19 protein-coding genes and 1 pseudogene are annotated in these 19,426 nt (G+C 71.6%); 10 read left to right on the top strand and 10 right to left on the bottom strand.

Annotation, left to right across the window (positions count from 1 at the left end):
* Positions 1–81: 81 nt before the first annotated feature.
* Positions 82–1,527 (top strand): ethanolamine permease, encoded by a 1,446-nt coding sequence (eat, locus tag OG293_RS29750; protein ID WP_406001861.1) that lies wholly within the window; start codon positions 82–84, stop codon positions 1,525–1,527.
* Between the two features lie 11 nt (positions 1,528–1,538).
* Positions 1,539–2,216 carry a gamma-glutamyl-gamma-aminobutyrate hydrolase family protein gene (locus tag OG293_RS29745; RefSeq protein ID WP_406001860.1) on the top strand — a complete coding sequence of 226 codons (678 nt, stop codon included), beginning with the start codon at positions 1,539–1,541 and terminating at the stop codon, positions 2,214–2,216.
* Positions 2,217–2,358: 142 nt separating this feature from the next.
* Here OG293_RS29745 and OG293_RS29740 read toward each other — a convergent pair whose 3' ends face one another.
* Complete coding sequence (locus tag OG293_RS29740; protein ID WP_406001859.1) at positions 2,359–3,285, bottom strand: LysR family transcriptional regulator; 927 nt, start codon at positions 3,283–3,285, stop codon at positions 2,359–2,361.
* A 70-nt stretch (positions 3,286–3,355) separates the two neighbouring features.
* Here OG293_RS29740 and OG293_RS29735 point away from each other — a divergent pair, with 70 nt between their 5' ends.
* The gene (locus OG293_RS29735) at positions 3,356–4,618 is read left to right on the top strand and encodes a TDT family transporter (RefSeq protein WP_406001858.1); all 1,263 of its coding nucleotides are present in this window, start codon (positions 3,356–3,358) and stop codon (positions 4,616–4,618) included.
* Here OG293_RS29735 and OG293_RS29730 read toward each other — a convergent pair.
* Both OG293_RS29730 and OG293_RS29725 read right to left on the bottom strand, forming a co-directional pair.
* Complete coding sequence (locus OG293_RS29730) at positions 4,545–5,261, bottom strand: helical backbone metal receptor (RefSeq protein ID WP_406001857.1); 717 nt, start codon at positions 5,259–5,261, stop codon at positions 4,545–4,547. The genes OG293_RS29735 and OG293_RS29730 overlap by 74 nt on opposite strands.
* A gap of 36 nt (positions 5,262–5,297) precedes the next feature.
* Positions 5,298–5,873, bottom strand: coding sequence for a helix-turn-helix domain-containing protein (locus tag OG293_RS29725; protein ID WP_406001856.1), 576 nt, complete (start codon positions 5,871–5,873; stop codon positions 5,298–5,300).
* 503 nt (positions 5,874–6,376) lie between these two features.
* Between OG293_RS29725 and OG293_RS29720 the strand changes: the two genes are divergently transcribed.
* Complete coding sequence (locus tag OG293_RS29720; RefSeq protein ID WP_406003753.1) at positions 6,377–7,282, top strand: 5'-3' exonuclease H3TH domain-containing protein; 906 nt, start codon at positions 6,377–6,379, stop codon at positions 7,280–7,282.
* Positions 7,283–7,334: 52 nt separating this feature from the next.
* A complete protein-coding gene (locus tag OG293_RS29715) occupies positions 7,335–8,177 on the top strand; it encodes a siderophore-interacting protein (protein WP_406001855.1) in 843 nt (280 codons plus the stop codon).
* A gap of 129 nt (positions 8,178–8,306) precedes the next feature.
* On the opposite strand, the gene OG293_RS29710 is transcribed toward OG293_RS29715, so the two are convergent.
* Positions 8,307–8,993 carry a MerR family transcriptional regulator gene (locus tag OG293_RS29710; protein WP_406001854.1) on the bottom strand — a complete coding sequence of 229 codons (687 nt, stop codon included), beginning with the start codon at positions 8,991–8,993 and terminating at the stop codon, positions 8,307–8,309.
* Between the two features lie 155 nt (positions 8,994–9,148).
* Between OG293_RS29710 and OG293_RS29705 the strand changes: the two genes are divergently transcribed.
* Positions 9,149–10,171, top strand: coding sequence for a hypothetical protein (locus tag OG293_RS29705; RefSeq protein WP_406003752.1), 1,023 nt, complete (start codon positions 9,149–9,151; stop codon positions 10,169–10,171).
* Positions 10,168–10,629 carry an ABA4-like family protein gene (locus OG293_RS29700; protein ID WP_406001853.1) on the top strand — a complete coding sequence of 154 codons (462 nt, stop codon included), beginning with the start codon at positions 10,168–10,170 and terminating at the stop codon, positions 10,627–10,629. Before OG293_RS29705 ends, OG293_RS29700 begins: the two co-directional genes overlap by 4 nt.
* A gap of 172 nt (positions 10,630–10,801) precedes the next feature.
* On the opposite strand, the gene OG293_RS29695 is transcribed toward OG293_RS29700, so the two are convergent.
* The gene (locus OG293_RS29695; RefSeq protein WP_406001852.1) at positions 10,802–11,461 is read right to left on the bottom strand and encodes a PadR family transcriptional regulator; all 660 of its coding nucleotides are present in this window, start codon (positions 11,459–11,461) and stop codon (positions 10,802–10,804) included.
* Between the two features lie 152 nt (positions 11,462–11,613).
* On the opposite strand from OG293_RS29695, the gene OG293_RS29690 reads away from it, so the two are divergent.
* From OG293_RS29690 to OG293_RS29680, 3 genes are all read left to right on the top strand, one after another.
* Positions 11,614–12,252: a sigma-70 family RNA polymerase sigma factor gene (locus OG293_RS29690; protein WP_406001851.1), complete on the top strand. Its 639-nt coding sequence runs from the start codon at positions 11,614–11,616 to the stop codon at positions 12,250–12,252.
* Complete coding sequence (locus OG293_RS29685) at positions 12,249–12,995, top strand: anti-sigma factor domain-containing protein (RefSeq protein ID WP_406001850.1); 747 nt, start codon at positions 12,249–12,251, stop codon at positions 12,993–12,995. The genes OG293_RS29690 and OG293_RS29685 overlap by 4 nt, the downstream gene beginning before the upstream one ends.
* A 72-nt stretch (positions 12,996–13,067) precedes the next feature.
* Entirely contained in the window at positions 13,068–14,438 is a 1,371-nt protein-coding gene (locus OG293_RS29680) for a cryptochrome/photolyase family protein (RefSeq protein ID WP_406001849.1), read from the top strand.
* A 198-nt stretch (positions 14,439–14,636) separates the two neighbouring features.
* Here OG293_RS29680 and OG293_RS29675 read toward each other — a convergent pair whose 3' ends face one another.
* The 5 genes and pseudogenes from OG293_RS29675 to OG293_RS29655 all read right to left on the bottom strand — a co-directional run bounded on the left by OG293_RS29675 (position 14,637) and on the right by OG293_RS29655 (position 19,186).
* Positions 14,637–15,440 (bottom strand): DUF1295 domain-containing protein, encoded by an 804-nt coding sequence (locus OG293_RS29675; protein WP_406001848.1) that lies wholly within the window; start codon positions 15,438–15,440, stop codon positions 14,637–14,639.
* Positions 15,437–15,814: pseudogene (locus OG293_RS29670) on the bottom strand (SAM-dependent methyltransferase); the annotation flags it as partial. The pseudogene OG293_RS29670 and the gene OG293_RS29675, both read right to left, overlap by 4 nt.
* Positions 15,815–15,927: 113 nt before the next feature.
* Positions 15,928–17,193, bottom strand: a complete 1,266-nt coding sequence (locus OG293_RS29665) for a class I SAM-dependent methyltransferase (RefSeq protein ID WP_406001847.1) — start codon at positions 17,191–17,193, stop codon at positions 15,928–15,930.
* Positions 17,190–17,921: a DUF1365 domain-containing protein gene (locus OG293_RS29660; RefSeq protein WP_406001846.1), complete on the bottom strand. Its 732-nt coding sequence runs from the start codon at positions 17,919–17,921 to the stop codon at positions 17,190–17,192. The genes OG293_RS29665 and OG293_RS29660 overlap by 4 nt, the downstream gene beginning before the upstream one ends.
* Positions 17,918–19,186, bottom strand: a complete 1,269-nt coding sequence (locus OG293_RS29655; RefSeq protein ID WP_406001845.1) for an NAD(P)/FAD-dependent oxidoreductase — start codon at positions 19,184–19,186, stop codon at positions 17,918–17,920. Before OG293_RS29655 ends, OG293_RS29660 begins: the two co-directional genes overlap by 4 nt.
* Positions 19,187–19,426 lie beyond the last annotated feature (240 nt).

The following is a 19,426-nucleotide window of genomic DNA, read 5'->3' as shown; positions in this document are numbered from 1 at the left end:
TTTACGCACGGGGCTTGCGCATCCCTGACAGCTACCGCAATGGTGTCCGCACAAACCATTGACCTCTGCCAGGAGCGACTCATGGCCGAAGGCACCACCACGCGCGAATCCTCCCCAGCCGACGACGCATATCTGAAGGCCCGTACGCTGCGCCGCGGCAGCGCCGGCTGGCTGCTGCTCACCGGACTCGGCGTCGCCTATGTCGTCTCCGGCGACTTCTCCGGCTGGAACATCGGCCTGTCCAAGGGCGGCTTCGGCGGCCTCGCGATCGCCACCCTCCTCATGGGCGTGATGTACGCCTGTCTCGTCTTCGCACTCGCCGAACTGTCGGCGATCCTGCCCACCGCGGGCGGCGGCTACGGCTTCGCCCGCCGCGCGCTCGGCACCTGGGGCGGCTTCCTGACCGGCACCGCCATCCTCATCGAGTACATCCTCGCCCCCGCCGCCATCTGCATCTTCATCGGCGACTACGTCGAATCGCTCAAGCTGTTCGGCCTGGAGTCGGGCTGGCCGGTCTATCTCGCCTGCTTCGTGATCTTCATAGGCATCCACCTGTGGGGCGTCGGCGAAGCGCTGCGCTTCAGCCTGGTGGTCACGGCGATCGCCGTCGCGGCGCTGCTGATCTTCGCCGTCGGCGCGTTCACCGACTTCAGCGCCGGGAACCTGGACGACATCGCGGTCGACAAGGACGCGTTCGGCTCGGGTTCATGGCTGCCGTTCGGGTTGCTGGGCATCTGGTCGGCGTTCCCCTTCGGCATGTGGTTCTTCCTCGGCGTCGAGGGGGTTCCCCTGGCGGCGGAGGAGGCGAAGGACCCGGTGCGCTCGATGCCGCGGGCGCTCGCCATCTCGATGGGGATCCTCGTCCTGCTGGCGGTGCTCACCTTCTTCGCCTCGACCGGCGCGCGGGGCTCCGCCGCGATCCAGGAGGCCGGAAACCCGCTGGTGGTCGCCCTCCAGGGCGACGGCGACCCGACCCCGCTCAGCCGCTTCGTCAACTACGCGGGCCTCGCCGGACTGGTGGCGTCCTTCTTCTCCCTCATCTACGCGGGCTCGCGCCAGCTCTTCGCGCTCTCACGGGCCGGCTACCTGCCCCGCTTCCTCTCCCTCACCAGCCGCCGCAAGTCTCCGTACCTCGGGCTGCTCATCCCCGGGGCCATCGGTTTCGCGCTGGCCGCGGCCACCGGGAACGGCGCGCGGATGCTCAACATCGCGGTCTTCGGGGCGACGATCTCGTACGCGCTGATGGCCCTGTCGCACATCGTGCTGCGGCGCCGCGAGCCGGAACTCCCCCGGCCCTACCGCACTCCCGGCGGCGTCCTCACCTCGTCCGTCGCCTTCGTCCTGGCACTGTCCGCCCTTGTGGCGACGTTCCTGGTGGACAAGGATGCGGCGTTCATGGCGCTCGGCGTCTACGCCGTCGCGCTCGCCTACTTCGCGTTCTACAGTCGCCACCACCTGGTGGCGCGGGCTCCCGAGGAGGAGTTCGCCGCACTGGCGGCGGCCGAGGCCGAACTCGAACGGAACTGAACGGAGTCACTGTGTCCAAGCCGCTCATCGGCGTCACGACCTATCTGGAGCCTGCCAGGTGGGGCGTGTGGGACATGCCCGCCGCGCTGCTGCCGGCCGGCTACCCCCGCATGGTCCAGGCGGCGGGCGGCCTCGCCGCACTGCTTCCGCCGGACGACCCGGCCCACGCCGAGTCGGCCGTGGCCCGGCTGGATGCCCTGGTCGTCGCGGGCGGCGCGGACGTCGAGCCCGTACGGTACGGGGCCACCCCCGAAGCGCGTACGGGCCCGCCGGCCCGGGACCGTGACGCCTGGGAACTCGCCCTGATCCGCGCGGCGCTGGCGGCGGGAACGCCGCTGCTGGGGATCTGCCGGGGCATGCAGCTGCTGAACGTCGCACTCGGCGGGACGCTGGTGCAGCACCTCGACGGCCATGTCGGGGGTGTGGGTGTGTTCGGCCGCCACACCGTCAAGCCGGTGCCGGGGACGCTGTACGCCTCGATCGTCCCGGAGGAATCGTCGGTCCCCACCTACCACCACCAGTCGGTGGACCGCCTCGCCGATCCGCTCACGGCGAGCGCGCACGCGGAGGACGGGACGGTGGAGGCGGTGGAGCGGACGGGGGCGGGCTTCGTACTGGGGGTGCAGTGGCATCCGGAGGCGGGGGAGGACGAGCGGGTGCTGTCGGCGCTGGTGCGGGCCGCGCTCTGAGCCGGGCTCCGCGCCCGGCCCCGGTCGGGAACCGATAGCGAAGGCGACCCCCACCCGCGCGAGCGGCCGGTCTGCGAGAAGTCCCCCGCAGACCGGCCCTCGCCTCGTCCGGGCCGGGGACTCTGCCCCCGGCCCGACCCCCTCACCCCCCTCTCGTCAGCGCGAGCAGATCCCGCGCCGGCCCCGTCGGCCTGTGCGATGTCGGCCAGACCGCCCGCAGGCCCCTGCGCAGGTCCAGCCCCTCCAGCGGAATCCGCGTCAGCCTGCGCGCCGACAGTTCCTCCGTCACCGCCAGCTCGCTCAGCACCGCCGGCCCCGCCCCGCTCACCGCCGCCGCCTTCACCGCCGTCGTGGACGCCAGCTCCAGCAGCGGCTCCTCCAGACCGCCGTACTCCGACAGCGCCGCGTCCAGTACCTGCCGCGTTCCCGAGCCCCGCTCGCGCAGGATCAGCGGCGCGGTCGCCAGTTCCGCCGCCGACAGCGGCGCCCGGCGCCTCGCCCACGCATGGCTCGGCGCCGCCACCACCACGAGCCGGTCGTGGCCGATGACCGTCCCGTCCAGCCCCTCCGGCACGGACAGGCCCTCCACGAAGCCCAGGTCCGCCTCGCCCGAGAGCAGCCGCTGCGCCACCGCCGCGGAGTTTCCGGCCAGCAGCGACACCGCCGTGCCCGGCCGTTGGGCGCGCAGCGCGATCAGCCAGCCCGGCAGCAGGTACTCCGCGATGGTCATCGATGCGGCCACCCGCAGCCGCGAGTCCCGCCGCCCTCGCAACGCCTGCGCCCCCGCGTCGAACGCCTCCGCCGCCTCCACCACCCGGCGCGCCCAGTCGGTGACGAGCGCCCCCGCGTCGGTGAGCCGGGAGCCGCGCGGGGAACGGTCGACCAGAGCCACCCCGAGCAGGCGTTCCATCGAGCGGATGCGGCTGCTCGCGGCCGGCTGGGTGATACCGAGCTCGCGCGCGGCCCGCCCCAGGCTGCCGTGCCGCGCCACGGCGAGCAGCAGTTCCATCGCACCCAGATCCGGCACCCGGTGCGACAGCGGTACCCGCTCAGCTTCGTCGTGGCTCATCAACCCAGCTTATGGGGCCATAGGGGAAGGATCCCTGGTGGGGAGCCGCACACGCCGTGACAGTGGAAACATGGTCATAGCCGTTCAGCCCCGTGCTCACTGCGCCGCGTCCGTGTCGGCGACCACTCTCACCACCGTACGGCTGCCGTCCCTCCGCCATTTCGGCCCCCACTGGTACGCGACCGTCATGGGCACCGCGATCGTCGCGAGTGCCGGTGCCGGCCTCCCCGTCGACGTGCCCGGCATGACCACCGCGTGCGCCGTCGTGTGGGCGCTGTCCGCCGCGATACTGGCCGTCGTGGCGAGCGCCCGCGCCGCCCACTGGATCCACCACCGGGACCAGGCCCGCGCCCATCTCTTCGACCCCACGGTCGCGCCGTTCTACGGATGCCTCTCCATGGCGGTGCTCGCCGTCGGCATCGGCGCCCTGACGGTGGGCCAGGACGTGATCGGTGAGAGCGCCGCGGTCGCGGTGGCGGGCACTCTCTTCGGCGTCGGCACGCTCATCGGCCTCGCCGCGTCCGTCGTCGTGCCGTATCTGATGGTCGTACGCCAGCGCGTGGCACCGGGTACCGCATCCCCGGTGTGGCTGCTGCCCGTCGTCGCCCCGATGGTCTCCGCGTCCCTCGGCGCGCTGCTGGTGCCTCGTCTGCCGGCCGGGCAGTGGCGCGAAGGCATGCTGCTGGGCTGCTACGCGATGTTCGGGGTGAGCCTGCTCGCGACGTTCGTCATCCTGCCGCTGGTCTTCTCCCGGCTGGTCCACTACGGCCCGCTGCCGCTCGCGCTCACGCCGACCCTCTTTCTGGTGCTCGGCCCTCTCGGGCAGTCGACCACCGCCGTGAACAAGCTCGCCGACGTGGCCCCGAGCGCGATCCCCGCTCCGTACGCGGACGGCCTCGGCGCGTTCGCCGTGATCTACGGCGTCCCGGTGACGGGCTTCGCCCTGATGTGGCTGGTGCTCGCCGCCGCGATGGTGACGCGGGCGGTGCGGCGGGGCATGCCGTTCACCATGGGCTGGTGGGCCTTCACCTTTCCGGTCGGCACCTGCGTGACCGCCGCGGAGAGCCTGGCGCGCCACACCGGCCTGGTGGCCCTCGAATGGCTCGCAACCGGTCTGTACGTACTGCTGGTGGCCGCCTGGGCGGTGACCGGTTTCCGTACGCTGCGTGGCCTGTACGCCGGATCGCTGCTCGTGGCACCCGCGCCGCCCCTTCCGGTCCCGTCCGGTGAGGGGCCCGCCGGTGAAGCGCCCGCCTCGGCTAGTGAAGTGCCACCCGCAGCGCCGCGTTCAGTACCGCCGGCGCCTCCGCGAGTGACGGCCCGTACCAGGTGAGATGCCGGCCGCTGACGAGCGCGGCCGGCAGCCCGGGAAAAGCCTCGGGCCCGTCGTTCGCCGCGAAGCGGTACGGCTCGTCGGGCAGGACCGCCACCTGGGCTCCGCACTCCCGCAGTTCCTCCAGCGGAATCCGCGGATAGCGCTCGGCGTGCCCCGCGTACACATTGCGGAAGCCGAGCCTTGCCAGCAGATCCCCGGCGAAGGTGTCCCGCCCGAGGACCATCCACGGCCGCCGCCAGACCGGCACGACCGCCGGCACCTCTCCCGGCGGCGCGAGGGCGGACCACGCCGCCTCCGCGTCGTCCAGCCAGCGCGGCCGCGTCAGCGAGCAGCCGGCCACCAGGACCCGCTCCAGTTCGCGGAAGGCCTGGCCGAGGTCGCGGATCTCGGTCTCCAGGACCTCGATGCCCGCCGCACGCAGCGCTGCCAGGTCGGGTGCCCGGTTCTCCTCCTCGTTCGCGATCACCAGATCGGGCGCCAGCCGCATCACGGCCGCCACGTCGGGATTCTTGGTGCCCCCGATCCGGATGACGTCGAGGCCCGCGGGACGGCTGCACCAGTCGGTGGCACCGACCAGCAGACCGGGAGCGCTGACGGCCACCGCCTCGGTGAGCGACGGCACCAGTGAGACGACCCGCATGACTGCTCCCTACGGCTGCTGCGCCGGCCGTGGCGGCTACGGCCCCGGCGTCTCGATGTGGTCGGAGACCGTGACCACCAGGATCCGGGTGTCCGGGGCGGTCGCGCGCCACCGGTGCCGTACGCCGCCGGAGAGGAAGAGGGTGTCTCCCCGCCCCAGGCGGTAGGCGCGTCCTTCCGCCTCGACCTCGACCGCACCGTCGGCGACGTACATCACCTCGTCGTTGCGGTGCTGGAACTCGCGTCCCGCGTCCTGCTCGCCGGTGAATTCCAGGGCCTGGAGCTGATGCTGTCCGCGCACCAGGCGACGGGTCCCCGAGGCCCGGCGCGCGGCCTCGGAGGCGGCGCGTACGACGCTGACGGTGCGGGCGGCGGCGGAGGCGGCGAGCAGTCGGCCGGGAGTGGTCTCCAGGGCGTCGGCGACCCGCTGGAGCGAGCGCATGGAGGGGCGGGCCCGTTCGTTCTCGACCTGGCTGAGGAAGGGCACGGAGAGTCCGCTGCGCTCGGCCACCGCGGCGAGGGTGAGGTCCAGGGCGCGACGGCGTCTGCGCACAGCAGTGCCCACCCGAAGGGGTTCTGTCTCCTTCGGGTCCTTCGCGTCCTTCGCGTCCATCTGCCGGGCTCCCCTTCCCTGGTCCTGTCTCACCTTACGCAGCTTCCGGCCCGGGTTTCCCGTCCAGCTCCGGGCTGCCCGTGCGTGCGGGCCCGGCGGACGGCCGGACAGCCCGAAGGGGTGATCCCCGCCCATGGCGGGGATCACCCCTTGTGCGGTGAGCAGGCTACTGCGGAGCGATCCGGTCCGCGCGCGGTTCTGCTTCAACCAGGCGCGTTCAACCAGGCGCGTTCAACCAGGCGCGGACGGCGTCCTGCTCCTTGCCCTTGCCCGTCTCGGTTTCTTCCCGCGGCGCCCGTCCGGCCACGGTTGAACATCGGACGGGGTCCACTCCGACGCCCCGCCTGCCCGCACGTCTCCGCACGTCTCCGCACGTCTCCGCACGTCTCCGCACGTCTCCGCACGTCTCCGCACGTCTCCGCAGCAAACAGGATGGGGATCCAGTTCACTCGCGGAGACTGTCAGTGGTGTGCGGCATCATCGGGGTTGTGACGCGACGCCTGATGCTCCTCGACACCGCTTCCCTGTACTTCCGCGCCTACTTCGGAGTCCCCGACTCGGTCCGGGCTCCCGACGGCACCCCGGTCAATGCCGTGCGCGGGCTGCTGGACTTCATCGCACGGCTGGTCCAGGACCACCGCCCCGACGATCTGGTGGCCTGCTGGGACAACGACTGGCGGCCGCACTGGCGGGTCGAACTGATCTCTTCGTACAAGGCGCACCGCGTCGCCGTCGAGACGGAGACGGGGCCGGACGAGGAGGAGACCCCCGACACACTCTCCCCCCAGGTGCCGGTGATCGTGGAGGTGCTCGACGCGCTGGGCATTGCCCGCGTCGGCGCCGACGGGTTCGAGGCAGACGACGTCATCGGTACGCTCACCGGCCGGGCGACCGGACCGGTCGACATCGTCACCGGCGACCGGGATCTCTTCCAGCTCGTCGACGACGCGCGCGGCCGGCGGGTGCTGTATCCGCTGAAGGGCGTCGGGACGCTCCAGATGACCGATGAGGCATGGCTGCGCGAGAAGTACGGCGTGAACGGTCCCGGCTATGTCGATCTGGCGCTGCTGCGGGGCGACCCGAGCGACGGGCTGCCCGGTGTGCCCGGGATCGGCGAGAAGACCGCCGCGAAGCTGCTGGACGCCTACGGCGATCTGGCCGGGATCATGGCGGCCGTCGACGATCCGCGGTCGAAGCTGACGCCTTCGCAGCGCAAGCGGCTGGACGAGGCGAGGGACTATGTCGCGGTCGCGCCGAAGGTGGTGAGGGTCGCCGCCGACGTGCCACTGCCCGGCTTCGACCCCGCGCTGCCGTCGGAGCCGCGCGATCCGGCGACGCTGGACGAGCTCGCCGCGCGCTGGGGGCTCGGCGGGGCGCTGACACGGCTGCTGTCCACACTTCAGGGCTGAGGTGTTAACTTAGGCAAGCCTAAGCAGCACACATGAGCCCAAGGAGACCGTCGTGGCAGACCGACCGGCCCGCAAGGCACCGAAGCCGTACGAGACGCGGGTGGTGCGCACCGAGCGGCTCACCCCGCACATGGTGCGCGTCGTCCTGGGCGGCGAGGGTCTGGCCGGATTCACCCTGGGCGCGTTCACCGACCACTACATCAAGCTGCTCTTCGCCCCGGAGGGCGTGAGCTATCCGGAGCCGTTCGACATGGACCGGATCCGTGAGGAGTTCCCGCGCGAGCAGTGGCCCGCCAACCGCACCTACACGGTCCGCAGCTGGGACCCGTCCCAGCGTGAGCTGGCTGTCGACTTCGTCGTCCATGGCGACGAGGGCTTGGCGGGCCCCTGGGCGGCGCGGGCGCAGGTCGGCGACATGATGCGCATCCAGGGTCCGGGCGGTGGTTACGCCCCGGCGCCGGAGGCGGACTGGCATCTGCTGGTGGGCGACGAGAGCGCGCTGCCCGCGATCGCCGCGTCCCTGGAGCAGATGCCGGCGGGAGCCGTGGTCCATGCCTTCGTCGAGATCGAGGGCCCGCAGGAGGAGCAGAAGGTCGTCACTCCCGACGGGGTCGAAATCACCTGGCTGCATCGCGGGGACCGTCCGGCGGGCGAGGCGCTCGTCGAGGCGGTGAGGACGCTGGACTTCCCCGAGGGCTCCGTCTGCGCCTTCGTCCACGGCGAGGCGGCGTTCGTGAAGGAGTTGCGCCGCCATCTGCGGCTGGACCGGCAGATCCCGCGCGAGCAGCTGTCGATCTCCGGGTACTGGCGGCTCGGCCAGACGGACGAGGCGTGGCGCGCGGTGAAGCGCGACTGGAACGAAGCGGTGGAGCGCGAGCAGGAACAGGCGAGTTAGGGCCTGGTCCGGGCCAGGCCCCAGGGACCTGGCCCCAAGGGCGAGCGGAAGCGGGCCGCGCGGGGTCTGCTCAGAACGCCGGGCTCCCGTTTACTTCACCCGCCGCCCCACACGGACCCCCGGCCGATGTCAGCCGGGGGTCCTGCCGTTCCCACGCACACGGGCCCTCCTCGCTTCGACGCGGCTCTCACTCTCGTAGAGTCGGGCCGAGCCGTCGGCCTGCGCGAGTCGCCGCAGCGAAGCGAGCAGCGTGTCCCCGAGCACGGTGCCGACGACGACGCTCTCCACGAGATCGTCCAGCCCTGCCCGGCGCGCGGCATACGCCAGATCGGCCTCGGCGACCTTCTCCGCGGCATCCGCGTACGCGTCGAGCACCTCCGCGAACGCCCCGTGGCCGACCCTCTTCAGCGCGGCCAGCGCCATGGCGAGCGCCTCGGCGGCGGGTGAGTCGCCGTCGGCGAGCCAGCCGCGCCGGGCGATCAGTTCGCGGACCTCCTTGCGCGCCGTGTCCAGTTCGGCGTCCGGCTCCGCGTCGCCGTACCGGGGCACGACGAGATCCGTCGCCACTCCCAGCACCTTGTGCACGGACGTGGTGGGGTCGTCGACCGCCGCGAGGACGTCGGCGATGGCGGCCACTTTGAGCCCGCCCACATCGAGCAGTGCGCGGATCAGCCTCAGCCGCCGCTCGTGCGAGTCGTCGTAGCTGGCCTGGTTCGGGCTGGTCAGCCGCCCGGCGGGGAGCAGGCCCTCCCTTATGTAGTACTTGATCGTCGGCACCGGAACTCCGGTCCTGCGACTCAATTCGCCCATGCGCACTGTCCGTTCACCCTTCCGCCCTTGCCAACGCCACGCACCATCATAGATAGTTTCACTACCGGATAGCAGATGGTGTCACTATCCATTCTACGAGGGGGTCCACCATGCCTTCATGGCGCACTTGGCACCGGCCGCTCATGACTTTCGCCGCTTCGATGGCCGTACTGACGGTGGTGTCCGGCCTGGGCATGATCGTCGACGACCGGACCCTGGTGGGCTCGCCGATCTGGTTCAAGCCGTTCAAGTTCTCGGTCTCGCTGATGATCTACTCCCTGACGCTCGCCTGGATGCTCTCGCTCACCACGCGTGGCCGCCGGGCGGGCCGGTGGGCGGGCACCGTCGTCGCAGCGGCCGGCGCGATCGAGATGGTGGCCATCACCGGTCAGGTGATCCGCGGCAGACGCAGCCACTTCAACTACGCGACCGGGCTCGACACCGCGCTGTACAACGTCATGGGAGCCACGATCATCACGCTGTGGATCAGCTCCATGGTGATCGCGTTCCTGCTGTTCCGCTCCCGGCTCGCCGACCGGCCGGCCGCCTGGGCGATGCGGCTCGGGTCGGTCATCGCCCTGGCGGGAGCCGGTCTGGGCTATCTGATGACGCGGCCGACACCGCGACAGAGGGCCCTCGACGGCGCCTCCGACATCCGCGGGTCACACAGCGTCGGCGTCCCCGAGGGCGGCCCCTCCATGCCGCTCACGGGCTGGTCGACGACCGGCGGCGATCTGCGCATCCCGCACTTCGTCGGAATGCACGCCCTCCAGCTGATCCCGCTCTTCCTGCTGGCACTGACCGCCCTGGCACCACGAGTCGCCCGGCTGCGCGACGAGCGGGTCCGCCTTCGGCTCGTACTGGTGGCCGCCGGGCTCTACGCCGCAGTGGTCGCGCTCGTCACCTGGCAGGCGCTGCGCGGTCAGGCCCTCGTCCATCCGGACGCCGCGACGCTCACCGCCGCGGGCGGCGTCGCCGTCGCCGGCGCGGCCGGCCTGTTCGCCGCCCTGCGCCCGAACCGCCCGACCGATCCGAACCGTCCGACCGATCCGGACCGCCTCGCGGACCGCGCGGCGCGGGGCACCCGCGAAGGCACCGCCCCGGACACGGACAGCCCTGCCGACAGCACCGCCCCGAACACCGACAGCACCGCCGACAGCGCCGCGAAGGAGCATGCGCCATGACCGAGTTCCTCTTCGACCTGACCTTCTGTCTGGCAAGCCCCGTCTGGCTTTTGATGATCTTCGCGCCCAACTGGCGGCCGACCACGCGTATCGCCGCATCGCCGCTGACCGTCCTGCCGGTCCTCGTCGTCTACCTCACCATGGCGACGTCGGTCTTCCCCGAACTGTGGGCGGCCGTCAGCAGCCCCAGCCTCGACGGATTCCGGGACCTGGCGACCCTGGCGAACGGCGCCGGCGCCGTCTGGGCGCAGGTCATCGCCTGGGACCTGCTGATCGGCCAGTGGATGTTCCTCCAGGCGCGGCGGCTCGGGATCCACCCGCTGGTGACGGGCCCACTGCTGGTACTGACGATCCTGCTCTCGCCCTTCGGCCTGCTGGTGTTCCTCGCGCTGCGCGCGGCCAAGGCCCGGTCCACCGACGGAGCCGACGACCGGGCCGTACAACCGCTGGCGCGCTAGGGTCTTTCGTTGGGAGAACGCGCCGAAGACCGCGCCCGGCAGGACGGACGCCAGGACAGGAACCGCGATTCCCCGCACGCCTCCCGGATACCGCGCTCCCCCGGCCGGCGGGAACTGCTCCGACAGCGACCGCCGGGGTCTTTCCCGTGTTACGTGTCCGTGGGGCCGCCCTCTACGTGTCCGTGGGGCGGCCCACGCATGTCTGTTGAAGGTCCGTGAACTCCTTGGGCAGTTCACCGGTCGCGTGGAACATCCGCCACCCGTCGACGCCCTCGTAGGTGCCCTGTTCGATCTCCTTGAGGAAGCCGCGGATCCACTCCACCTCGGCCTCGATCATATGGAGCTGGTACTCGTTCTCCACGACGAGGATCCGGGGCAGTGTGGCGTGCAGCATCTGCAGCGCGCCGCGGGCGGCGGCGATCTGGAGATCCAGCGTCGCCAGCCGTGCGGTGAGCAGGGCGACCACCTCGTCGGGCGGCAGCACACCCATGAGCGAGAGCGCCGTCTCGAACAGGGGGTACTCGCGATCGGGTACGGCGAGCAGGTCGGAGAGCCACGCGGCCATCTCCTCCCGCCCGGCATCGGTGATGCCGTAGAGCGTGCGCTCCGGCCGGTTGCCCTGCCGCTGCACAGCGGTGACCTCGACCAGACCGTGTTTCTCGAGGTTCTGCACCACGGTGTAGAGCGAGCCGAGGTTGACCTTGACGCTGTTCTCCTTGCCGCGCTGACGAATCGTCTGCGCGATCTCGTACGGATGCGTCGGCCGCTCGGACAGCAGCACCAGGACCACGAGCGCCAGCGGGTTGCCGAGCCTGCGCCGTTTTGCCACCATCTCGACCACCTCGCCCGCAAATACTCGTAGCCGAATATATCGCGAAGTCCCGGCACGGTCAGCCACGACATATCGCGAATATGTGAGGCGGGGTGCGCCACACGTGCAACCATCTGCGGATCCTGACCAATCCACCCCCCGTCGGGCTCCGAATGCCTGGTGAAATCCTGTCCGGACAACATGCCCGCACAGTGGAGGAAAGCCGCGTGAACAAAGCCGTGCCCATTGGAGGACCCGCCTCGGCGGGACGCGATCTGCAGGAGCTTCTCGGCCTGGTAGCCCGCGGGGACCACGAGGCCTTCTCCCGGCTGTACGACGCGGTCAGCGGACCGGTTCTCGGGCTGGTGCGCGCGGTGTTGCGTGACCCGGCCCAGTCCGAGGAGGTGACCCAGGAAGTGCTCATCGAGGTGTGGCGCGGCGCGGCGCGATTCCAGCCGTCCCGTGGCTCGGCGATGACCTGGATCCTCACGCTCGCGCACCGCCGGGCCGTGGACCGGGTACGGTCCGCCCAGTCCGCCACCGACCGCGAGCGCCGGGCGGCGCTGCTGGAGCAGACGCCGGCCTACGACGATGTCACCGAACAGGTCGAGGCACGGCTGGAGCGGGAACAGGTCCGGCGCTGCCTGCGCAGCCTGACCGAACTCCAGCGCCAGTCGGTGACGCTCGCGTACTACCGCGGACTGGCCTACCGCGAAGTGGCCGAACTACTCGCCGTGCCGCTCGGCACGGTCAAGACACGACTGCGCGACGGGCTCATCCGACTGCGCGACTGCCTGGGGGTGAGCGCATGACCAACGCTGATCTGCACACGCTGACCGGCGCCTATGTGCTGCATGCGTTGGCGCCGGAGGAGCGCGCCGAGTTCGAACGGCATCTGGGGATGTGTCCGGCCTGCACCCAGGAGGTGCGCGAACTGGCCGCCACCGTGGGCAAGCTGGGCCTCGCGGTGGCCGTGACGCCTCCGCCCGCGCTCAAACAGCAGGTGCTGCGGCGGATCTCCGCCGAGCGCCAGGACCCGCCGCGTATCGCCCGCCAGGGCCGTGGCGGCGCCCACCGCGGCCGGAAGATGTCGCGCTTCGCCCTGGCGGCCTGCGTCGCCGCTGCCGCCGCCTTCGGCGGGGTGTCCGTCTGGCAGCACCAGGAGGCGCAGGACGCACGCCAGGAGGCGCAGCGGGCTCAGCAGCATGCGGAGGAGCTGGCCTCGGTGCTGGCCGCGCCCGACGCCCGGGTGAGCAGCGCGAAGCTGTCGGACGGCGCACGCGGCACGGTCGTGGTCTCGCACAGCAGGAACAAGGCGGCCTTCCTCACCTCGGGGCTGCCGAAGCCTCCGGAGGGCAGGGTCTACCAACTCTGGTTCGCCGACGCGGGGAAGATGCGCTCGGCCGGACTGATGGATCCAGACGCCACCGACAACGCCGTGCTGATGGAAGGACCGCTGAACGCGGCGTCGGGCATGGGCGTCACCGTCGAACCGGCGGGCGGCTCCGCCCAGCCGACCACCGCCCCGCTGGCCCTGGTGAAGTTCCCCGCCTGACAGTCGTTCGCCCGTTCGACACCCGCTTCGAAGCACGTCCGATGCCCTGTCCCGTCCGAGGAAGGACGCCGCATGAGCGTTGCGGTCATGCTCTTCACCTCCGATCTGCGACTGAACGACCAGCCGGCGCTGCGTGCCGCGCTGAGCGAGGCCGACGAGGTCGTACCGTTGTTCGTCCTGGACAGGGGAGTAAGGGAAGCGGGTTTCGACGCGCCCAACCGCCGTGCCTTTCTGGCCGACTGTCTGCACGAGCTGGACGCCGGGCTGCGAGAGCGCGGCGGCCGGCTGGTGATCCGTACGGGGCACGTCACCGAGCAGGTCTGCCGGGTGGTGACGGAGAGCGGCGCCCGCTCGGTGCACGTCGCGGGCGGGGTCAGCGCCTACGCCCTCCGCAGGGAGGAGCGGTTGCGCGAGGAACTGGCGGCGCTCCGGTGCGCCCTCCACGTCCACGACGGGGTGGTCACCGCGCTGCCGCCGGGGCGGGTGACACCCACGGACCGCGACCACTTCGCGGTCTTCACCCCGTACTTCCGCAGATGGGAGGCCGCCGGCCTGCGTGAGCCGATGGCCGCGCCCCGCGCGGTGCGCGTCCCTGAGCTCGCGGGCCATCCGATGCCCCGGCGCACCGCGGTGAACGGGGTGTCGCCCGGGCTCGCCCCGGGTGGCGAGACGGAAGCGCGCAGGCGGCTGCGGAGCTGGCTCGCCGACGAGACCCACGGCATCGCGGCCTACGACCGTCGGCACGACGATCTGCCGGGCGACGCCACCTCCCGGCTCTCGCCGCACCTCCACTTCGGCACGCTCTCCGCCACCGAGGTGGTCCAGCGGGCCCGCGCCAAGGGCGGTCCGGGTGCGGAAGCGTTTGTACGGCAGCTGGCCTGGCGGGACTTCCACCACCAGGTGCTGGCTGCCCGGCCCGACGCCTCCCGCGCCGACTATCGCGGTCGCGGCGACCGCTGGCGCAGCGACGAGAAGGAGATCCTCGCCTGGAAGGAGGGGAGGACCGGCTGTCCGATCGTGGACGCGGCAATGCGTCAGCTGCTGCACGAGGGCTGGATGCACAACCGGGCACGGCTGCTGACGGCGAGCTATCTCGCCAAGACGCTGTACGTGGACTGGCGCGTCGGCGCCCGGCACTTCCTGGAGCTGCTGGTCGACGGTGACATCGCCAACAACCAGCTGAACTGGCAGTGGGCCGCGGGTACCGGGACGGACACCCGCCCCAATCGTGTCCTCAACCCACTGGCGCAGGCCAAGCGGTTCGACCCGGACGGGGACTATGTGCGCCGCTGGGTCCCCGAGCTGGCGGAGCTGGCCGGTCCCGCCGTCCATCAGCCGTGGAGGCTGGACGGACTGGAAAGGGCCAGACTGGACTACCCGGATCCGCTGGTGGACCACGCGGAGGGAAGGGCGCGCTTCGAGCATGCCCGAGGCCTGGACTGAGCGGCCCGGGGCCCGGACCGAGCGAGGGGGCAGTGCGTGCAGCGTGCCCGCCCCGCCCCGGGCCTGTCCCGCCCCGCCCCGGGCCTGTCCCGCCCCGCCCCGGGCCTGTCCCGCCCCGCCCCGGGCCTGATCCGCCCCCGCCCCGGGCTTGCTCCGGGGTTCTGCTCAGCGCTGCCGGAGGCCCTCCCCTCCCGGGCGTCAGGCCTTCTTGGGCGGTCGCGGAAAGAACCCGCTGGTGCGGGCGGCGTACTCGGCGAAGCCGGGTCGCCGCCCCATCTGCCTCTCCAGGACGGGTTTTCCGCTGCCCCTGGTCAGCAGAGCGCTCATGACCAGCGGGCTCACCACAGTCGCCGCCGCCACCGCCCAGTCGTCGCAGACGATCAGGAACAGACCCCACCACACACAGAAGTCCCCGAAATAGTTCGGATGCCGGGTCCAGCTCCACAGGCCCCTGTCCATGATCCGTCCCTTGTTCGCCGGATCGGACTTGAAGCGTGCGAGCTGCCAGTCACCGACCCCTTCGAAGAAGAGCCCGGTCAGCCAGACCGCGCAGCCCGCCCAGCCGATCGCGCCGACCGCCCCCGGGATGTACATCGCCCCCTGCACGGGCAGCGAGATCAGCCAGACCAGCGCGCCCTGCAGCAGATAGACGATGCGCAGGGCGTAGAGACGGCGGCTGCCGGGGGCTTTGGCCAGCAGTGCCTCGTACCGGGGGTCCTCGCCGTGCCCCCGCCCCCGGCGGGCGATGTGCGCGGCCAGCCGCAGGCCCCACACCACGGTCAGCATGGTGACCAGCAGCCGCCGCCCACTGTCCCCCTCCCCCGCCGACATCGCGTACGAGACGAGCGCCACGGCCGTGAAGCCGATGCCCCACGCCACATCGACGATCCGATGCATGCCCAGGCGCACGGCGACGGCGAAGGTGATCAGCATGACGGCGAGCGCGGTCAGCGCCGAGAGGCCGAGCCCCTGCGCGAACTGGCCCCATGGGTAGCCGTTCACCCGGGCCCACCGTGCTCGTACCAGTGCCGTGGCATGGCGTGCATGCCGCTCTCCCCTGATGCCGTGGGCCGTACGGCGAGAATCTGGCCGACCCCCATCCGCCGTCCCTCGAAGGCCAGTCGACCGCCCACGAGGTACAACTGCCAGACCCGGCGCGGGCGCAGGTGCATGCCGGGCGCGATGGACGACTCGATGAAGGCGCCGCCGCCCGGGGCGTTGGCGCACCGGGACATCTGCTGGACCAGCGCCCGGCCCCGCGGGCGCAGCATGGTGTGCGGGGTGCGGGCGAAGGCCGGGTACTCGGCGTCGCCGACGTGCTCGCCCATCTCGATGGTGGAGACGGCGTCGCAGCGGCCCCCCACGCCCGCCGGGCCCGCCTCGGAGCCGTCCCAGGCGCGCAGCCGCAGCGGAAGTCGGCCGCCGAGCAGCTGCTCGATCAGCGAGGCCGGCCGCTGGGCGGCCCCGCGGGTGCGGCGGTCGATGCCTCTCACGCGACCGGGTCCTCCTTCGTCAGCAGCATCTGCTGGACATCGAGATAACCGGAGCGGAAGCCCGCCTCGGAGTAGGCGAGGTAGAAGGTCCACATCCGGCGGAAGGTCTCGTCGAAGCCGAGCGCCTCGACCGCGGTGGCCTGCGCGGTGAAGCGTTCGCGCCACAGCCGCAGCGTCTCGGCGTAGTGCGCGCCGAAGCCGTCCCGCTCGGTGAGCCGCAGCGCGGTGCGGCGGGTGACGATCTGTTCGATGGCCTCGGTCGAGGGCAGCAGCCCGCCGGGGAAGATGTACTTCTGGATCCAGGTGTAGGTGCCCCGGGAAGCCATCAGCCGGTCGTGCGGCATGGTGATCGCCTGGAGGGCGGCCCGTCCGCCGGGCGCGAGCAGCCGGTCCAGGGTCATGAAGTACTCCGGCCAGAACTCCTCGCCGACGGCCTCGATCATCTCCACGCTGACGATCGCGTCGAACCGGCCGAGGACCCTGCGGTAGTCGCGCAGCAGCACCGTCACCCGGTCCTCCAGGCCCGCCGCCCGGATGCGCCCGCGTGCCAGCTCCTGCTGCTCCCGCGAGAGGGTGACGGTCAGCACGCGCGCGCCGCGCCGGGCGGCCCGGATCGCCAGCTCGCCCCAGCCGGTGCCGATTTCCAGGAGCTGGGTGCCGTTGCCCACCTGCGCGAGGTCGAGCAGCCGGTCGATCTTGCGGTGCTGAGCGGCGGCCAGCAGATGCTGCTCGGCCGGAAAGCCGCGGAAGAGCGCGGAGGAGTACGACAGGGTCTCGTCGAGGAAGAGCGCGAACAGGTCGTTGGAGAGGTCGTAGTGGTGGCTGATGTTGGCGCGGGAGCCCTCGTCGGTGTTGCGGTGCTCGGCCGGCCGGCGCTGGGCCCAGAGTCCGCGCAGCCGCTGAAGCGACTCCGGAACGAGCGTGGCGGCATGCTCGGCGAGGACGGTCAGCACACCGACGAGATCGCGGGAGCCCCACTCCTGGGCCATGTACGACTCGCCGAAGCCGATGAGGCCGCGGGCGCCGACCCGCTGGAAGAAGGCGTCCGGGTCGTGGATCTGCATCAGGGGTCCGCCCAGGCCGACCGGGTCGCCGGCGCCGAGCCGCGCCCGCAGCGGCAGCCGGCCGAACGCATGCCGCACAAGGCGTTCGGCGACGGCCGTCCGCAGGCGTGAGTACGGGGGCAGGCTGGCCACGTCGGGCCACGTGTGTGCGTCGACGGACGCGGTGCGCCGGGGTGCCGAGGACACGGACAGGCTCATTTCACACCCTCCTGGGGAAGCTGACGGGGACGGGGTTGTACGGGCAGTCCGCGCAGATACAGGCGGATGCCGTGCAGCCGGATTCCGGCGGACACGGCGAGGGTGGACCAGGGATGGTGCAGCGCCGCACGGAGCAGAGCGCGGACGGTGGCGGGGCGGCGCTCACCCCGTAGGGTCGCGGTGAAGGGCCGCTGCTCCGACCGCTCCAGATGCACCGTCACATCGAGCCGCCGGTCCGGTTCGGGCAGCCGCATCCGGTAGGCGCCGTCGACCGGGAAGAACGGCGAGACGTAGAACTCCTTGTCCACCGTGGCCCGGTGGGCGTCGTCGGGGCGCAGCAGGTAGCAGTGCCGCTCCCCGTAGGTGTTGTGGACCTCGGCGACGACGCAGAGGGGACTGCCGTCCCGGCGGCGGCACCAGTACAGGGTCAGCGGATTGAAGACATGGCCCAGCACACGCGCGTGGGCGAGCATCGTGACCGGTCCGCCGTCGAGGTCGACTCCCCGCGCGGCGAGGAACGCCTCCAGTCCGGCGCGGATCGTCGGCCGGGTGCCGCCGAAGTGGTCGCGTGCCTCGAAGCGTGCGAGGGGCCGCAGAAGCCGGGGCAGTCGTGGCGGCGCGTCGGGGTCGGTCAGCCACATGTAGGTGCGGTGACGCAGGGCGTACCGGGAGGGAACGGTCCGCACATGGGTGACCGTGCACAGATACAGGGCCGCTCCGGCGCTCACCAGGCCACCCCCAGTGCTCTCGCCGCCTCGACGCCCGAGCGGCAGCCGTCCTCGTGGAAGCCCCAGCCGTGGTACGCCCCCGCGTAGACGGTGGCCGGGCCGCCGAGCCCGGGCAGAAGGCCTTGTGCGGCCACCGCCTCCGGGGTGAAGACGGGGTGCTCGTACTCCATGCGGGCGAGCACTCGGCCCTCGGCGATCCGGTCGCAGGCGTTGAGCGTGACGAGATACGGCTCGGGGGCGTCGAGGCGCTGGAGGCGGTTCATGTCGTAGCTGACGCGGACGCGTTCCGCGCCAGCGTCGCAGGTGGGCATCAGATAGTTCCACGATGCGCGCGCGCCCCGGCTGCTGGGCAGCACGGAGGTGTCGGTGTGGAGCAGGGTGGTGTTGCGGGAGTAGCGGAACGCACCGAGCACCTGTCGCTCACGGTCGGTCGGATCGCCGAGCAGCCGCAGCGCCTGATCGGGGTGGACGGCGATCACCACGGAGTCGTACTGCTGGATGGTGCCGTCGTCGGCGGTGATCTCGACGCCATGGGCACGGCGGTGGACCGCGCGGACGGGGGTGGAGGTGTGCACGGCGGAGAGCCGTTTGCCGATGCGGTCGACGTACTCGCGTGAGCCGCCGGTGACCGTACGCCACACCGGTGAGCCGCTGATCGACAGCAGTCCGTGGTGGTCGAGGAAGCGGAAGAGATGGCGTACGGGGTAGCGCAGTGCGGTCGTGGCGTCGCAGGACCAGACGCAGGAGACGAGCGGCGTCATGAAGTGGGAGGTGAAGTACCGGGAGAAGCGTGCCTGCGCGATGAATTCCCCGAGCGTCGGGCTGTCATCGCCCTGGCCGTCGAGAAGCCGGCGCGCGCGGCGGTGGAAGCGGGGGACCTCGGCGAGCATGCGGAGATAGGGGATGCGCAGGGCGTTTCGGCGCTGTGCGAACAGGCCCGCGGGCCCGCGTGCACCGGCGTATTCGAGGCCGCAGCCCTCGCACCGTACGGACATGCTCATCTCCGACTCCTGGGTGGCCACGCCGAGTTCGCCGAAGAGCCGCAGCAGATGCGGATAGGTGCGCTCGTTGTGGACGATGAACCCTGAGTCGACGCGGTGCACCCGTCCGTCGGAGGACGGTATGTCGTGGGTGTGGGCGTGGCCGCCCAGCCGGTCGTCCGCCTCGTACAGCGACACCTCGTGCGAGCGCTGCAGTACGTACGCGGCGGTCAGCCCGGCGATGCCGCTGCCCACCACGGCCGTACGCCGCCGTTGCGCTGTCATTCCGCTCCTTCCGGGCCGGCACCGTCACCGCCCTCACTGCGCATTCGGCGCAATGGGGTCGCCGGATTGGTCGGTGGGAAGATCTTTCGCGGCGGAAATACGAGGCCGGGGGGCGTGAGGACTTGTGACCGGTCCGGACATGGCCGCCTGACGCCGGCGTAACAGCCCGAATCAGTGACAGGGGCTGCCATGACCGCTACCGCACCCTCGGACGTACGGCCCGGTGCACCCGGGTCCGGC

This window comes from Streptomyces sp. NBC_00829, assembly GCF_045161795.1.
GTDB lineage: Bacteria > Actinomycetota > Actinomycetes > Streptomycetales > Streptomycetaceae > Streptomyces.
Note: the sequence above shows the minus strand (reverse complement) of the source record. Positions and strands in the feature narration are given on the sequence as shown.

What these genes read in the sequence shown, in the direction of transcription:
- OG293_RS29705 (WP_406003752.1), top strand. Translation starts at nt 9,149, where the DNA reads ATGGCCGTACTGACGGTGGTGTCCGGCCTGGGCATGATCGTCGACGAC.
- OG293_RS29690 (WP_406001851.1), top strand. Translation starts at nt 11,614, where the DNA reads ATGCCTGGTGAAATCCTGTCCGGACAACATGCCCGCACAGTGGAGGAA.
- OG293_RS29730 (WP_406001857.1), bottom strand. Translation starts at nt 5,261, where the DNA reads ATGCGGGTCGTCTCACTGGTGCCGTCGCTCACCGAGGCGGTGGCCGTC.
- OG293_RS29700 (WP_406001853.1), top strand. Translation starts at nt 10,168, where the DNA reads ATGACCGAGTTCCTCTTCGACCTGACCTTCTGTCTGGCAAGCCCCGTC.
- OG293_RS29740 (WP_406001859.1), bottom strand. Translation starts at nt 3,285, where the DNA reads ATGAGCCACGACGAAGCTGAGCGGGTACCGCTGTCGCACCGGGTGCCG.
- OG293_RS29680 (WP_406001849.1), top strand. Translation starts at nt 13,068, where the DNA reads ATGAGCGTTGCGGTCATGCTCTTCACCTCCGATCTGCGACTGAACGAC.
- OG293_RS29695 (WP_406001852.1), bottom strand. Translation starts at nt 11,461, where the DNA reads ATGGTGGCAAAACGGCGCAGGCTCGGCAACCCGCTGGCGCTCGTGGTC.
- OG293_RS29725 (WP_406001856.1), bottom strand. Translation starts at nt 5,873, where the DNA reads ATGGACGCGAAGGACGCGAAGGACCCGAAGGAGACAGAACCCCTTCGG.
- OG293_RS29735 (WP_406001858.1), top strand. Translation starts at nt 3,356, where the DNA reads ATGGTCATAGCCGTTCAGCCCCGTGCTCACTGCGCCGCGTCCGTGTCG.
- OG293_RS29665 (WP_406001847.1), bottom strand. Translation starts at nt 17,193, where the DNA reads ATGAGCCTGTCCGTGTCCTCGGCACCCCGGCGCACCGCGTCCGTCGAC.
- OG293_RS29685 (WP_406001850.1), top strand. Translation starts at nt 12,249, where the DNA reads ATGACCAACGCTGATCTGCACACGCTGACCGGCGCCTATGTGCTGCAT.
- OG293_RS29720 (WP_406003753.1), top strand. Translation starts at nt 6,377, where the DNA reads ATGCTCCTCGACACCGCTTCCCTGTACTTCCGCGCCTACTTCGGAGTC.
- OG293_RS29655 (WP_406001845.1), bottom strand. Translation starts at nt 19,186, where the DNA reads ATGACAGCGCAACGGCGGCGTACGGCCGTGGTGGGCAGCGGCATCGCC.
- eat (WP_406001861.1), top strand. Translation starts at nt 82, where the DNA reads ATGGCCGAAGGCACCACCACGCGCGAATCCTCCCCAGCCGACGACGCA.